Source organism: Streptomyces sp. YGL11-2, assembly GCF_050054615.1.
Lineage (GTDB): Bacteria > Actinomycetota > Actinomycetes > Streptomycetales > Streptomycetaceae > Streptomyces.
Genome location: NZ_JBNHIN010000009.1, coordinates 233,767 through 248,210, shown reverse-complemented (window position 1 = coordinate 248,210; position 14,444 = coordinate 233,767). Strand labels below are relative to the sequence as shown.

The following is a 14,444-nucleotide window of genomic DNA, read 5'->3' as shown; positions in this document are numbered from 1 at the left end:
CCGTCACCGCACCCCGAAAGCCCCGCGCAGCGGACAACATCCCGCGCCGAAGGCGCAACGGCGAGCAACCCCCACGGCGGGACGGCCGAACACGTGGGAAGACTAAAACCCCAGCTTACGGAGCTGCTTCGGGTCCCGTTGCCAGTCCTTGGCGACCTTGACGTGCAGGTCCAGGAAGACCGGCGTGCCCAGCAGCGCTTCGATGTGCTTGCGGGACTTCGTGCCGACCTCCTTCAGGCGCCGGCCCTTCGGGCCGATGATGATGCCCTTCTGGCTGGGGCGCTCGATGTAGATGTTGGCGTGGACGTCGAGCAGCGGCTTGTCGGCGGGGCGGTCCTCGCGGGGGATCATCTCCTCGACGACGACGGCGATGGAGTGCGGAAGCTCGTCGCGTACGCCTTCCAGCGCGGCCTCGCGGATCAGCTCGGCGACCATCACCTGCTCGGGCTCGTCGGTGAGGTCGCCTTCGGGGTAGAGCGCCGGGCCCTCGGGGAGGAGCGGTACGAGCAGGTCCGCGAGAAGCGAGACCTGGGTGTCGCCGACGGCGGAGACCGGGATGATCTCGGCCCACTCGATGCCCAGTTCCCTGCCGAGCTGGTCGATGGCGATCAGCTGGGCGGCCAGCGCCTTGGAGTCGACGAGGTCGGTCTTGGTGACGATGGCGACCTTGGGGGTCTTCTTGATGTCCGCCAGCTCACCGGCGATGTAGCGGTCGCCGGGGCCGATCTTCTGGTCGGCGGGCAGGCAGAAGCCGATGACGTCGACCTCGGACCAGGTGGTGCGGACGACGTCGTTCAGGCGCTCGCCGAGCAGGGTGCGCGGCTTGTGCAGGCCCGGGGTGTCGACGAGGACCAGCTGGGCGTCGGGCCGGTGCACGATGCCGCGGACGGTGTGGCGGGTGGTCTGCGGCCGGTTGGAGGTGATGGCCACCTTCGTGCCCACGAGAGCGTTCGTGAGGGTGGACTTGCCCGCGTTGGGGCGGCCGACGAAGCAGGCGAAGCCGGCGCGGTGCGGGCTGGCGGAGTCTGTACGAGCGCTCATGGCGCCCATTCTCCCCGATCCCCGCGCCCGCTCCGACCATCCGCCGCTCCGGGGCCGCCGGGCCTCAGTCGACGACGGCGGCCGTGCCCTCGAAGGCGGTGGCCTTCAGCGCGGCGTCGACCCGGGCGAGGGTGTCCGCGGGGAGCGCGATGCGGGCGGCGGCCAGGTTCTCCGTGATGTTGGCGGGGGCCGCGGCGGCGGGCCCCGATTGGCACGATCATGGCCGGAACTGCCGCCGGGTGTCCAAGAGTTGTGGTGACAGCCGTGGGTTATGGGAGTGCACGGGCGGGGCGCCGCCAGCGGGCGCCCCGCCGGGTGTGGTCAGGCCGTCGGGCCGGCGGCCGGGACGGTGGTGCGCAGGGTGCCGTCGGGGGCGGCGACGAGGACGGGGGTGTCGGGGCCGCCCAGGTCGCGGACGGCCGCGCGGTCCGCGTCGGCGGCCTGCTCGGCGTCGGTGACCACGGCCGCGGCCTCCAGGGACGTGGCGCCGCTGGCGACGGCCATCGCGACCGCCGTCTGCAGGGCGCTGAGCTGCAGGGAGTCCAGGGCGACGGTGCCGGCGACATAGGTGCGGCCGGTCTCGTCGCGGACGGCGGCGCCCTCGGGCACGCCGTTACGGGCCCGCGCCGAGCGCGCGAGGGTGATGATCTTGCGGTCTTCGGGGTCCAGCGGTGCGGCTTCGGTCATACGGGCGAGCATATGCGGGACCGGTCCGGCGCGGTCGGCCGCTCCGGCTCCACGGCGGGCTAGGGCCTTTCCGACCCTGACCCACCGGGCAGGCCCTAGGCGCACCATGGCTGAAGAGTGCGGTTGCCCCGCTCCCCTGTGCCGGGGCACCCGACTCTTCAGCCAGGACTCTTCGCCGTGCACGCATCGGGCGTCGGTCACGCGGATGCGGATCAGGGAGCGTCAGGCGTGCGTCCGGGGGTGCCACCGCGGGAGCAGCACCGCCGGCAGCGTTGCCGCGGCGGCGCACTCCGCCGCGGCTTTCCGTGCACGCATTTCGCTTCGACTTCCCTGTACGGCAAAGGAAACCGGCGCCCTTTCCGGCGCCGGCCCGACGATCTTTCCACGGCGTTGCGGAGGGAATCCAGGTCTGCCGGAAATGGCATTCAGGAAATTTCCGGTGCACTGGAGATCAGTAGCCGGGTGCGCCGGAACAGCGGGGAGGGAGGGGTGCGATCAGCTCGCTGCGGGGCCGCCGCGCACTTCGGAGCGGACCGGCTCGCACAGCACCGTGACGATCTTGTTGCGGCGGCCGGCCGGCGACTCGGCGATCAGCCGCAGCGCCTTGAGGTCCGGGTCGGAGGCGTCACCGGAGAGGTCGACCTCGGCGGTCGCCCCGGCGATCGGGACCCGGCCCAGCAGCTTGGCGAGCAGCCCGCCGACCGTCTCCACGTCCTCGTCGTCCAGCTCCAGGCCGTACAGCTCGCCCAGCGCGCCGATGTCCAGCCGGGCGGTGACCCGGTAGCGGCCGGCGCCCAGGTCCTGGACGGGCGGCAGCTCGCGGTCGTACTCGTCGGTGATCTCCCCGACGATCTCCTCCAGGATGTCCTCGATGGTGACGATGCCGGCCGTGCCGCCGTACTCGTCGATCACCACCGCGACGTGGTTGCGGTCCTGCTGCATCTCCCGCAGCAGATCGCCGGCGTTCTTGGTGTCCGGTACGAACACCGCGGGACGCATCGCCGACGACACCAGCTCGCTCTCCGCGTCCCGGCTGATGTGCACCTTGCGGGCGAGGTCCTTGAGATAGACGACGCCGACGATGTCGTCCTCGTTCTCCCCGGTCACCGGGATCCGCGAGAACCCGGAGCGCAGGGCGAGGGTCAGCGCCTGCCGGATGGTCTTGAACCGCTCCACGGAGATCAGGTCGGTGCGCGGCACCATCACCTCCCTCACGAGGGTGTCGCCGAGTTGGAAGACGGAGTGCACCATGCGGCGCTCCTCGTCCTCGATCAGCGACTCCTTCTCCGCGAGGTCCACCAGCGACCGGAGTTCGGCCTCGGAGGCGAACGGTCCCTTGCGGAAGCCCTTGCCGGGCGTCAGCGCGTTGCCGAGCAGGATCAGCAGCTGGGGCACCGGCCCCATCACGCGGGCCAGCGGCAGCAGCACATACGCCGCGGCGGTGGCGGTGTTCAGCGGGTGCTGGCGGCCGATCGTGCGCGGCGACACCCCGACGGCGACGTACGACACCAGCACCATCACGGCGATGGCGACGGTCAGCGCCTGCCAGGTCTCGTCGAACGAACGCAGGCAGGTGTAGGTGACCAGTACCCCGGCCGCCATCTCGCAGCCGACGCGCACCAGCAGCGCGACGTTCAGATAGCGGGTGGGGTCGGCCGCCACCGCGGCGAGCCTGGCGCTGCCGCGGCGCCCGGAGCGGACGGCCTCCTCGGCGCGGAAGCTGGTCGTCCGCGCCAGCCCGGCCTCCGCGCACGCGGCGAGCCAGGCGATCACGACGAGGAGTACCGCGACGGCGATCAGCTGGGTGGTCATCGTGCGCCCCGTCAGGTCACGGTCGGCGCCGGCGAGGGCCCGGTCAGCCCGTGCTCGACCCGCCAGCCGTCGATGATCGCCGCCTGGAGCCCGAACATCTCGGCCTTCTCGTCCGGCTCCTCGTGGTCGTAGCCGAGCAGGTGGAGCACGCCGTGGACGGTCAGCAGCTGGAGCTCCTCGTCCATGCTGTGCCCCGTGGGGGCCTGCTCGCCCTGCTTCGCGGCGACCTCCGGGCACAGCACGATGTCACCGAGGAGCCCCTGCGGGGGCTCCTCGTCGTCCTTGGCCGGCGGGCGCAGCTCGTCCATCGGGAAGGACATGACGTCGGTCGGGCCCGGGAGGTCCATCCACTGGAGGTGGAGCTGCTCCATGGCCTCGGCGTCCACGACGATGACGGACAGCTCGGAGAGCGGGTGGATGCGCATCCGGGCGATGGCATAGCGGGCGACGTCCAGGATCGCCTGCTCGTCGATGTCCGTTCCGGACTCGTTGTTGACGTCGATCGACATGGGGAGGGTGCGTCTCGCTTCTTGATCGCGCAGTGCGGCCTACCGGCCGTTGCGGCTGTCGTACTTCTCGTATGCGTCGACGATACGGCCGACGAGCTTGTGCCGGACGACGTCCTGGCTGGTGAGCAGGGAGAAGTGCACGTCGTCGACGCCGTCCAGGATCTCCCGGACCTGGCGCAGACCGCTCTTCGTGCCACCCGGGAGGTCGACCTGGGTCACATCCCCGGTGATGACTATCTTCGAGTCGAACCCGAGCCGGGTCAGGAACATCTTCATCTGCTCGGGATTGGTGTTCTGCGCCTCGTCGAGAATGATGAAGGCGTCGTTCAGCGTCCGGCCGCGCATGTACGCCAGCGGCGCCACCTCGATCGTGCCCGCGGCCATCAGGCGCGGGATGGAGTCGGGGTCGAGCATGTCGTGCAGCGCGTCGTAGAGCGGGCGCAGATACGGGTCGATCTTCTCGTAGAGGGTGCCGGGCAGGAAGCCCAGCCGCTCGCCGGCCTCGACCGCGGGGCGGGTCAGGATGATCCGGTTGACCTGCTTGGCCTGGAGGGCCTGGACGGCCTTGGCCATGGCGAGATAGGTCTTGCCGGTGCCGGCCGGGCCGATGCCGAAGACGATGGTGTGCCGGTCGATGGCGTCGACATAGCGCTTCTGGTTGAGCGTCTTGGGGCGGATGGTGCGCCCGCGGTTGGAGAGGATGTTCTGGGTGAGCACCTCGGCGGGCGTCTCGCTCACCGCTCCGTTGCCGTCCTCCGCCGCGCGCAGCATGGCGATCGAGCGTTCCACTGCGTCCTCCGTCATCGGTTGTCCGGTGCGGAGCACCAGCATCATCTCGTCGAACAGGCGCTGGACGAGGGCGACTTCCCGGGCGTCGCCGACCGCGCTGATCTCGTTGCCCCGGACGTGGATGTCGGTGGCGGGGAAGGCTTTCTCGATCACGCGCAGCAGCGCGTCTCCGGATCCGAGGACCATGACCATGGGGTGCTTGGCCGGGACCGTGAACTGAGCGCTCGCCTGCGCGTGTGTCGGTGTCTGCGTCATGGGTAGGCCGTGCGGCCTGCTCAACCCCCATCCTTTGCTCATCGCGGGTGCGGCCCCCGGCAGAGCTGCCGAGCTGCCCGCACCGGGCTCCTTGCGCTACCAGAGTACGACGGGGCACCGACAGGCCCACCGGGATTTCCCGGCGGGGGGACGGGGGCGCGGTGGGCGGGGGGAGACAGGGACGCGGTGGGCGGGGGGAGACAGGGGCGCGGTGGGCGGGGGAGGACGGAGACGCGGTGGGCGGCGGGTCCGGCGCCGCTCAGGCCGGGCGGCGGAAGCCGATGGTGGGGACCGCGCGGGCCAGCGGCGCCGGCCGGTACGCGGCCGGCAGCACGGCGTCGAGGAACCCGTACTGGCGGCACAGCCCGGCCGCGGCGGGTGTCCCGCAGGCGCGCACCCCCCGCCACCAGGTCGCGATCTCCGCCCAGCCGGGCGCGGAGAGCGAGCCGCCGAACTCCTGCACGGACAGGGCGGCGCTCAGCCCGGCGAAGGCCAGCCGGTCGGCCAGCGGCCAGTCGGCGAGGGTGCCGGTGACGAACCCGGCCACGAAGACGTCCCCGGCGCCGGTCGGGTCCAGCGCCTCGACCGCGATGCCGGGCACTTCGGCGCTCTCGCCGCTGCGCCCGTCCACCGCGTAGGCGCCCTCCGAGCCGAGCGTGACGACCGCGAGCGGCACGAGGTCGGCGAGCTTGCGGGCGGCGGCCCGCGGGCAGCCGGTGCGGGTGTAGCGCATCGCCTCCTCGGCATTGGGGAGGAACGCCTCGCAGTGCTCCAGGTCGGCGAGGTCGGCCGGGTCCCAGCGGCCGCTGTCGTCCCAGCCGACGTCGGCGAAGATCCGGCTGCCGCGGCCCGCCGCGCAGCCCAGCCAGCCCTCCCGGCGGCCGGGGACGAGCGAGGCGATGCAGGCGCGGGACGGCGGCGGGCAGCCGGGGGCGTGCTTGCCGTCGAAGGCGTGCTCCGGCGGCGGTGCCTCGTGGCCGTGCGAGACCATCGTGCGCTCGCCCTCGTAGGCCATGGAGACGGTGACCGGGGAGTGCCAGCCGGGGACCTTGCGGGAGAGCGCCAGGTCGATGCCCTCGCCCTGTTCGAGCGCCTCCCAGCAGTACTCGCCGTACATGTCGTCGCCGAACGCCGCGGCCAGGGAGGTGCGCAGGCCGAGCCGGGCCAGGGCGGTGGCCATGTTGGCGACGCCGCCGGGGCTGGAGCCCATGCCGCGGGCCCAGGACTCGGTGCCGCGTACCGGGGCGGAATCCAGGCCGGTGAAGATGATGTCGAGGAAGACCGTGCCGGTGAGGTAGACATCGGTGCGCGGATCGCCTTCGGCGCGCACCGCGGCCAGCGGATCGAGGCCCGGCGGCACGGCGGCCGGTCCCGCGGGCGGTTGGACATCGCGTCGGCCAGTGCTCACCGCGCTCGCCCCTCTCGTACGCAACTCGTGCCGCCAGTGTGCCCGATGCTGCGGTACGTTCCGCCCCATGAAGCTCTCCATTCTCGGCGGGGGCGGCTTCCGGGTGCCGCTGGTCTACCGCGCGCTGCTGGACGACCCGGCACGCTCCGTCTCCGGGCTGACGCTCTACGACACCGATCCGCGCCGGGTCGCGGTGATCTCCGAGGTGCTGGCGCGGCTGGCCGAGGGCCGCCGCGGAGCGGTACCCGTACGAGTGGCGGACTCCCTGGACGCCGCGCTGACCGGAGCCGACTTCGTCTTCTCCGCGATACGGGTCGGCGGGACGGCCGGCCGGATCCGCGACGAGCGGATCCCGCTGTCGGAGGGCGTGCTCGGCCAGGAGACGGTCGGCGCGGGCGGGGTGCTCTACGGGCTGCGGACGATCCCGGTGGCACTGCACATCGCCGAGCGGGTCGCGGCGCTCGCCCCGGGCGCGTGGGTCATCAACTTCACCAACCCCGCGGGCATGATCACCGAGGCGATGTCCCAGGTGCTGGGCGACCGCGTCATCGGGATCTGCGATTCCCCCGTGGGGCTGGTGCGGCGCGCGGCCCGCGCGGCCGGCGCGGACCCGGCGGCGCTGTCCGACCCGACGCGGTCCGGCTACGACTACGTCGGGCTCAACCACCTCGGCTGGCTGCGGTCGTTGACCCTCGACGGCACCGATCTGCTGCCCGGCCTGCTGGCCGACGACACGGCCCTGGGCTCCTTCGAGGAGGGCCGGCTCTTCGGCGCCGACTGGCTGCGCACCCTGGGGTCGCTGCCCAACGAGTACCTGCACTACTACTACTTCCGCCGCGAGACCCTGCACTCCGTACGGGACACCGACCAGACCCGCGGCGAGTTCCTCGACCGGCAGCAGGGCTCCTTCTTCGAGCGGGCCGCCGCGGCCGGCTCCCCGGACGCGGTGTACGAGCTGTGGGAGCGGACCCGGCTGGAGCGCGAGGAGACGTACATGGCGCACAGCCGGGAGGCGAGCGGCGGCTGGCAGCGCGACAGCCACGACCTGGAGGGCGGCGGCTACGACCGGGTGGCGCTGGCCCTGATGCACGCCCTCGTCCACGACACCGGCCGGCGGCTGATCCTCAACGTCCGCAACGGCACGACGGTGCCGCAGCTGGCGCCGGACGCGATCGTGGAGACGGTGTGCGAGGTGGGCGCGCAGGGGGCCCGCCCGCTGGCCTGCGCGCCGCTGCGCGAGGACCAGTTGGGGCTGATGTTCCAGGTCAAGGCGGTGGAACGGGCGACGGTGGAGGCCGCGGTGTTCAAGGACCGGTCCGCGGCGCTGCGTGCGCTGGCGCTGCACCCGCTGGTGGACTCGCCGGCGGTGGCCGCCCGCATCCTGGAGCGGGCGGCCGAGGGGGCGGACACGGCGGGGGCGTGACTCCGGGGAGGCGTGACTCCGAAGGGGTTGTGACTCCGGGGAGGTGCGGCAACGCGGGCGCCCCGCCGTGCCGCGCCCCCGGGAATTCCCGCCGCCTCCGCGGCGTTGTGGCCCCGCAGGGGGCTCTCCCACCCCCTACGGGATCTGTTCGCCCGCCCCCTAGGTGCGGGTGCGGGGCCCGGGGCACGCGGCACGGCTGCCAGGGGCCTGCCCGGACAACGCGCCTAGCGGTTCAACCACTCCGGCAGGTGCGGGGCCTCCTCCCCGATGGTGGTCGAGTCGCCGTGCCCGGTCCGTACGACGGTGTCCGGCGGCAGGGTCAGCAGCCGGTCCCGGATCGAGGCGATGATGGTCGGGAAGTCGGAGAACGACCGTCCGGTGGCGCCGGGGCCGCCCCGGAAGAGGGTGTCCCCGGTGAAGACGGTGCCCAGGTCCGGGGCGTACAGGCAGACCGCGCCGGGGGCGTGTCCCGGGGTGTGCAGCACCGTCAGGTCGACCCCGGCGATGGTCAGCACCTGACCATCCGTCAACTCCACGTCCGGCGGGGTGTCCGGGTGGGTCTGCTTCCACAGCGGCAGGTCGTCGGGGTGCAGATGGATCCGGGCGCCGGTGCGGCTCGCCAGCGCCGGGGCCGCGTCGATGTGGTCGTTGTGGGCGTGGGTGCAGATGATCGCCCGCAGCGTCCGCCCGTCGAGGGCTTCGAGGATGGCGTCGGCGTCATGGGCAGCGTCGATGACCACCGCCTCCGCGCCGTCGCCCACGATCCACACGTTGTTGTCGACGTCCCAGGTGCCCCCGTCCAGGGAGAACGTGCCCGACGTCACGAGGTGATCGATACGGGCGGTCATCACAGCACCACCACCGAACGCAGCACGTCGCCCGCGTGCATCCGCGCGAACGCCTGCTCCACGTCGTCGATCCCGATCGTCTCGGTGACGAACGCGCCGAGGTCGATCCGGCCCTGCTGGTGCAGGTCGATCAGCATCGGGAAGTCCCGGGACGGCAGGCAGTCGCCGTACCAGGAGGACTTGAGGGCGCCGCCACGGCCGAAGACGTCCAGGAGGGGGAGCTCCAGCGTCATCTCGGGGGTCGGCACGCCCACCAGGACGACGGTCCCGGCCAGGTCGCGGGCGTAGAACGCCTGCCGGTAGGTCTCCGGCCGGCCGACCGCCTCGATGACGACGTCGGCCCCGAAGCCGCCGGTCAGCCCGCGGATCGCGTCGACGGGGTCGGTGGTGCGGGAGTTGACGGTGTGGGTGGCGCCCATCGACTTCGCGGTGTCCAGCTTGCGGTCGTCGATGTCCACCGCGATGATCCGCGACGCCCCGGCCAGCCGTGCCCCGACGACCGCCGCGTCGCCGACCCCGCCGCAGCCGATGACCGCGACCGAGTCGCCGCGACCGACGCCGCCGGTGTTGATCGCGGCGCCGATACCGGCCATCACGCCGCATCCCAGGAGCCCCGCGACGGCCGGCGAGACCGCCGGGTCCACCTTGGTGCACTGGCCCGACGCGACCAGCGTCTTGTCCGCGAACGCGCCGATGCCGAGCGCCGGCGTCAGCTCCGTGCCGTCCTTGAGCGTCATCTTCTGCCGGGCGTTGTGGGTGTCGAAGCAGTACTGCGGCCGGCCGCGCAGACACGCCCGGCAGGCGCCGCACACCGCGCGCCAGTTGAGGACGACGAAGTCGCCCGGCGCGACGTCGGTGACGCCGTCGCCGACCGACTCCACCACGCCGGCCGCCTCGTGCCCGAGCAGGAACGGGAACGCGTCGTTGATCCCGCCCTGCTTGTAGTGCAGGTCGGTGTGGCACACCCCGCACGCCTGGATCTTCACCACGGCCTCGCCGGGCCCCGGATCCGGCACCAGGATCGTCTCCAGCCGGACCGCTTCGTTCTTCCCCGGCGCAACGACGCCGCGCACTTCCTGTGCCATCGGTACCGCCCCTCTTCGAAGATGAAGATCACGTACGGGACCACTGTGACGTACCGCCGCCGCGTCGTGCCACACCGCACGCGGGCGGGCCGGCCACGCCGCGGGTCACCAGCGCGGCACCGCGGGGGCGGTCCAGCCGGGGTCGGCACGGCGCATCGCGGCGGCGTCGTCGCGGGAGCGGTGGGTGCCGTCGTCGGCCAGCCAGCGGCGGTGCAGGGCGGCGAGCCGGTCCCGGTCGAGGGTGACGCCGAGGCCGGGGGCGTCGCCGACGTCCAGGTGGCCGCCGCGGAAGGCGAGGCGCTCGGTGAGCACGTCCTCGGCCTGCCAGGGGTAGTGGGTGTCGCAGGCGAAGTCCAGGTTGGGCACGGTGGCCGCCACCTGGGTCATGGCGGCCAGGCTGATGCCCAGGTGGGTGTTGGAGTGCATGGACAGGCCGACGCCGAACGTGCGGCACAGGGCGGCGAGTTCCCGGGTGCTGCGCAGCCCGCCCCAGTAGTGGTGGTCGGAGAGGACCACCTGCACGGCGCCGCGGGCGAAGGCTTCGGGGATCTCCTCGAAGGCGGTGACGCACATGTTGGTGGCCAGCGGCACCGGCGTACGGGCCGCCACCCGGGCCATCCGGTCGGTGCCGCTCGCCGGGTCCTCCAGGTATTCCAGGACGTCCTGCAGCGCATCGGCGACCCGCAGCGAGGTCTCCACCGTCCAGGCGCCGTTGGGATCGAGGCGCAGCGGCCGCCCGGGGAACGCGGCGGCCAGCGCCCGGATCGCCGCGATCTCCCGGTCCGGCGGGAAGACGCCGCCCTTGAGCTTGAAGGACGTGAAGCCGTGGCGGTCGGCGAACCGGCGGGCCTGGGCGACGATCCCGGCCGGGTCGAGGGCCGCGCCCCAGTCGTCGGGCTCGCCGCGGTCGCCGGGGTGGGCGGCCCAGCGGTAGAAGAGGTAGGCGCTGTACTCCACGCGGTCGCGCACCCGGCCGCCGAGCAGCGCGTGCACCGGCAGGCCGGCGGCGCGGCCCCAGGCGTCGAGGCAGGCGACCTCGAAGCCGGCGAGCACCGAGCGCCGCAGCTTGCCGGCGGTCCGGGCGCCGCGCAGTCCGGCCGCGACCGCCGTGTCGGCTGTAACGGCTGTATCAGCGGTGTCGGCTGTATTGGCTGGATCGGGTGTAGTGGCCGTGCCGGCCGGATCGACGCCGTGGGCGGTGTCCGCGCCGGTCGCGTCCGGGGAGTGGGCGCACACCCGGTCGGCGAGCGCGGGCAGCGCGTTCAGGTCCGTGGCCCGCCGGCCGACCAGGGCATCAGCCAACAGGCGTGCCGGGCCGAGGTATTCGGTGTCGCCGTAGGTCTCCCCGAGTCCGGTGGCGCCGCCCGCGGTGACCACCTCGATGATCAGCCGCGGGGTGTACGGCTGGTGGACGCCCTGGATGTTGAGCAGCGGCGGGTCGGCGACCAGGACCGGGGTGAGCCGGACCTCGGCGACGGTCAGGTCCTCGGGTGCGGCGGCCATCGGCACTCGTCTCCGTATACAGATGACGTCCATGGACGGGAAGGGAGCGTAGGAAGCGCACCCCGGGAGCGTCAATCCCCCTGGCCGCGCGGGGCAGTTGAGCGGCACCCCACAGCCACCCTTTACCAACGCTTTAATCTTCGCGCGTAGATATACCGGTTGAGGCTCTGTTAGACCTACCCGGGACCGCCCCCCGCCTCCCGAAAGAGCCGCGCATGCCCCGTCTCCCCCTCTCCCGCCTCACCCGCCCAGCCCTCTCCCGCCGCACCCGCCTCGCCGCTGCGGCGGTCGCCGCCCTCGCCGCCGGCACCGCGGTGTTCGGAGCCGGCCAGGCGACCGCCGAGCACTCCGTGCCGCGCACCGACAAGGAGATCCCCAACCTCACGCAGGTGCAGGACAAGATCAAGGCGTACTACGGCGACACGGTGACGGCCGACGGGGAGCACTACGCCTCCCCCACGAGCAACTACGCCCGCCAGGTCCGCGGCATAGAGGCCCAGGCGCGCACCTACCTGACCGGCGCGCTCGGCAAGCACAAGCCCGCGGGGAAGGCGAAGCCCGCCATCGTCCTGGACATGGACGACACCACGCTGCTGACCTACAACTACGAGCTGAAGGTCGGCTTCAACTTCACCCCGAAGTCCCAGGACGACTACCTGGCACACACCGACATGGCCCCGGTCTTCGGCATGAACCAGCTCGTCGACTGGGCGCACAAGAAGGGCGCCGAGGTCTTCTTCATCACCGGCCGCAAGGAGGCGCAGCGCGACTGGAGCGTGCGCAACCTCAAGAACGTCGGCTACGACGTGCCGCTGGATCCCGCGCACGTCTTCCTGCGCGACAAGGAGCACCCGCCGGCCTACCTCCCGTGCGGCGCCACCTGCTCGACCGTCGACTTCAAGTCCGGCACCCGCAAGCACATCGCGTCGCTCGGCTACCGCATCGTGGCCAACTTCGGCGACCAGTACAGCGACCTGCTGGGCGGCTCCGCGGACCGCGCGTTCAAGCTGCCGAACCCGATGTACTACCTGCCGTAGGCGGATGTACCACCTGCTGTGGGCGCCCGGCCCCGGCAGGGCATCCGGCCCCGGCCCCTCCGCGGAGCGTCCGGCCCCGCCGGGCGCTCAGCGCCTCTTGGGGAGCGGCACGCTCAGCAGGTCGCGGGCGATGGTGAGTTCACCGGCGAAGCCCGCCGCGCGTGCCTGGCGCGCGAACTCGTCCGGGTCGGCGTAGCGCTGCGAGAAGTGCGTCAGCACCAGATGCCGCACGTTCGCCTCCGCCGCCACCCGGGCGGCCTGTCCGGCCGTCAGATGCCCGTGGTCCGTGGCCAGTTGGACGTCCTCGTCGAGGAACGTGGACTCGATGACCAGCATGTCCACCCCCTGTGCGAGGGCGTGCACGCCCTCGCACAGGGGGTGGACATGCTGGTCATCGAGTCCACGTTCCTCGACGAGGACGTCCAACTGGCCACGGACCACGGGCATCTGACGGCCGGACAGNCCCCCCCCCCCCCCCCCCCCCCACAGCCGGGTGTCCATGACGAACGCGAACCGCTGGCCGGGCCGGAACTCGCTGACCTCGTCGAGGGTCACGCCGTTCAGCTCGCCGACCCGCTGGAGGCGGCCGATGTCCGGTCCGGCGATGCCGCGGGCGGCCAGCAGGTCCGGGAGCATCCGCCGGGCGTCCGGCTCGACCAGACGGTAGCCGTACGACTCGACCGGGTGCGAGAGCCTGCGCGCCTCCAGGACGTACGACGCCGAGCGGTCCAGCTCGCCGTCCTCGGCGACCGGCCGCTGGGCGATGCGGACCGTCTCCCGGTAGGCGGTGGCATAGCGCAGCCGGTCGAAGAACCGCTCCCCGCTGGCCGGGTAGTGGGCGGTAACCGGGTGCGGCACCCGGTCCAGGTTGATCCGCTGGATCACCCCGGCCAGGCCCAGGGAGTGGTCGCCGTGAAAGTGCGTGATGCAGATCCGGTTGATGTCGTGGGCGGCGACCCCGGCCCGCAGCATCTGGCGCTGGGTGCCCTCACCGGGGTCGAAGAGCAGCCCCTGGCCGTCCCACCGCAGCAGATAGCCGTTGTGGTTGCGGTGCCGGGTGGGGACCTGGCTGGCGGTCCCGAGGACGACCAGTTCGCGTACGGACACGGCGCGTTATCCGGGGGGCCACTGGAGGCCGCGGCCACCGAGGACGTGCAGATGCGCGTGGAAGACGGTCTGGCCCGCGCCGGAGCCGGTGTTGAAGACGACCCGGTAGCCCCCGTCCTCGATCTCGTCCGTGGCGGCGACCTCGCGGGACTCGGACAGTATGTCGGCGATCACCTGCGGCTCGGCGGCGGCGAGCGCCGCGGCGTCCGGGTAGTGGACCTTGGGGATCACCAGGACGTGCGTCGGCGCCTGGGGGTTGATGTCGCGGAACGCGACGGTGGTATCGGTCTCCCGGACGATGGTCGCCGGCACCTCCCCGGCCACGATCTTGCAGAACAGGCAGTCGGCCTGCGGTTCTCCCGCCACCGGTGGCTCCTCCCGGGTCGCGCGGCGTGCGCCGTACGCACCGTGCGTACGCCCTGGGATGCTAGCGGATCACTAAGCTGACCCTTCAGACCGCATTGGCCCCACAACCGGGAGTTATGCACCATGGCAACCACCCGCACCGCCACCACCCACTGGGAAGGCAACCTTCTGGAGGGCAAGGGCACCGTCGCCCTGAACTCCTCCAACGTCGGCACCTACGACGTGAACTGGCCGGCACGCGCCGAGCAGCCGAACGGCGTCACCAGCCCCGAGGAACTGATCGCGGCGGCCCACTCCTCCTGCTACTCCATGGCCTTCTCGCACGGCCTGGCCGGCAAGGGCCACACCGTCGCCTCCCTCGACACCCGGGCCGATGTCACCTTCCAGCCGGGCGAGGGCATCACCGGCATCGTGCTGACCGTCAAGGCCAGTGTCCCGGGCCTGTCCGAGGAGGACTTCCAGGCCGCGGCCGAGGACGCCAAGAAGAACTGCCCGGTCAGCCAGGCGCTGGCGGGCGTCAAGAACATCACGCTCCACGCCGAGCTGATCTGAACGCGGAGCCGACCTGACCGTG

General features: G+C 72.3%; 13 protein-coding genes and 2 pseudogenes. 3 read left to right on the top strand and 12 right to left on the bottom strand.

What is annotated here, in order from left to right; translation table 11 throughout:
* Positions 1–102 precede the first annotated feature (102 nt).
* The 6 genes from era to ACO1BR_RS13570 all read right to left on the bottom strand — a co-directional run bounded on the left by era (position 103) and on the right by ACO1BR_RS13570 (position 6,501).
* On the bottom strand, positions 103–1,041 hold the full coding sequence (gene era, locus ACO1BR_RS13595) for a GTPase Era (protein ID WP_159503836.1): 939 nt from the start codon (positions 1,039–1,041) through the stop codon (positions 103–105).
* Positions 1,042–1,362: 321 nt separating this feature from the next.
* Positions 1,363–1,728, bottom strand: a complete 366-nt coding sequence (locus ACO1BR_RS13590) for a hypothetical protein (RefSeq protein ID WP_043269681.1) — start codon at positions 1,726–1,728, stop codon at positions 1,363–1,365.
* A gap of 495 nt (positions 1,729–2,223) precedes the next feature.
* Positions 2,224–3,540, bottom strand: a complete 1,317-nt coding sequence (locus ACO1BR_RS13585; RefSeq protein ID WP_426795306.1) for a hemolysin family protein — start codon at positions 3,538–3,540, stop codon at positions 2,224–2,226.
* 11 nt (positions 3,541–3,551) lie between these two features.
* Entirely contained in the window at positions 3,552–4,049 is a 498-nt protein-coding gene (ybeY, locus tag ACO1BR_RS13580) for an rRNA maturation RNase YbeY (RefSeq protein ID WP_426795305.1), read from the bottom strand.
* 39 nt (positions 4,050–4,088) lie between these two features.
* Positions 4,089–5,093: a PhoH family protein gene (locus ACO1BR_RS13575; RefSeq protein WP_426795304.1), complete on the bottom strand. Its 1,005-nt coding sequence runs from the start codon at positions 5,091–5,093 to the stop codon at positions 4,089–4,091.
* 259 nt (positions 5,094–5,352) lie between these two features.
* Positions 5,353–6,501 (bottom strand): carbohydrate kinase family protein, encoded by a 1,149-nt coding sequence (locus ACO1BR_RS13570; protein ID WP_426795303.1) that lies wholly within the window; start codon positions 6,499–6,501, stop codon positions 5,353–5,355.
* A 67-nt stretch (positions 6,502–6,568) separates the two neighbouring features.
* Between ACO1BR_RS13570 and ACO1BR_RS13565 the strand changes: the two genes are divergently transcribed.
* Entirely contained in the window at positions 6,569–7,924 is a 1,356-nt protein-coding gene (locus ACO1BR_RS13565; protein WP_426795302.1) for a 6-phospho-beta-glucosidase, read from the top strand.
* Positions 7,925–8,148: 224 nt separating this feature from the next.
* On the opposite strand, the gene ACO1BR_RS13560 is transcribed toward ACO1BR_RS13565, so the two are convergent.
* The 3 genes from ACO1BR_RS13560 to ACO1BR_RS13550 form a co-directional block, all read right to left on the bottom strand.
* Positions 8,149–8,772, bottom strand: a complete 624-nt coding sequence (locus ACO1BR_RS13560; RefSeq protein ID WP_426795301.1) for an MBL fold metallo-hydrolase — start codon at positions 8,770–8,772, stop codon at positions 8,149–8,151.
* A complete protein-coding gene (locus tag ACO1BR_RS13555) occupies positions 8,772–9,857 on the bottom strand; it encodes an S-(hydroxymethyl)mycothiol dehydrogenase (RefSeq protein ID WP_426795300.1) in 1,086 nt (361 codons plus the stop codon). The genes ACO1BR_RS13560 and ACO1BR_RS13555 overlap by 1 nt, the downstream gene beginning before the upstream one ends.
* A gap of 105 nt (positions 9,858–9,962) precedes the next feature.
* Positions 9,963–11,360 (bottom strand): enolase C-terminal domain-like protein, encoded by a 1,398-nt coding sequence (locus ACO1BR_RS13550; protein ID WP_426795299.1) that lies wholly within the window; start codon positions 11,358–11,360, stop codon positions 9,963–9,965.
* Positions 11,361–11,575: 215 nt separating this feature from the next.
* Between ACO1BR_RS13550 and ACO1BR_RS13545 the strand changes: the two genes are divergently transcribed.
* Complete coding sequence (locus ACO1BR_RS13545; protein WP_426795298.1) at positions 11,576–12,397, top strand: HAD family acid phosphatase; 822 nt, start codon at positions 11,576–11,578, stop codon at positions 12,395–12,397.
* Between the two features lie 87 nt (positions 12,398–12,484).
* Here ACO1BR_RS13545 and ACO1BR_RS13540 read toward each other — a convergent pair.
* From ACO1BR_RS13540 to ACO1BR_RS13530, 3 genes and pseudogenes are all read right to left on the bottom strand, one after another.
* Positions 12,485–12,772 (bottom strand): annotated as a pseudogene (locus ACO1BR_RS13540) (MBL fold metallo-hydrolase); the annotation flags it as partial.
* Between the two features lie 114 nt (positions 12,773–12,886).
* Positions 12,887–13,504: pseudogene (locus ACO1BR_RS13535) on the bottom strand (MBL fold metallo-hydrolase); the annotation flags it as partial.
* 6 nt (positions 13,505–13,510) lie between these two features.
* Positions 13,511–13,870, bottom strand: a complete 360-nt coding sequence (locus ACO1BR_RS13530) for a histidine triad nucleotide-binding protein (protein WP_426795297.1) — start codon at positions 13,868–13,870, stop codon at positions 13,511–13,513.
* 123 nt (positions 13,871–13,993) lie between these two features.
* On the opposite strand from ACO1BR_RS13530, the gene ACO1BR_RS13525 reads away from it, so the two are divergent.
* Positions 13,994–14,422 (top strand): OsmC family protein, encoded by a 429-nt coding sequence (locus tag ACO1BR_RS13525; protein ID WP_426795296.1) that lies wholly within the window; start codon positions 13,994–13,996, stop codon positions 14,420–14,422.
* Positions 14,423–14,444 lie beyond the last annotated feature (22 nt).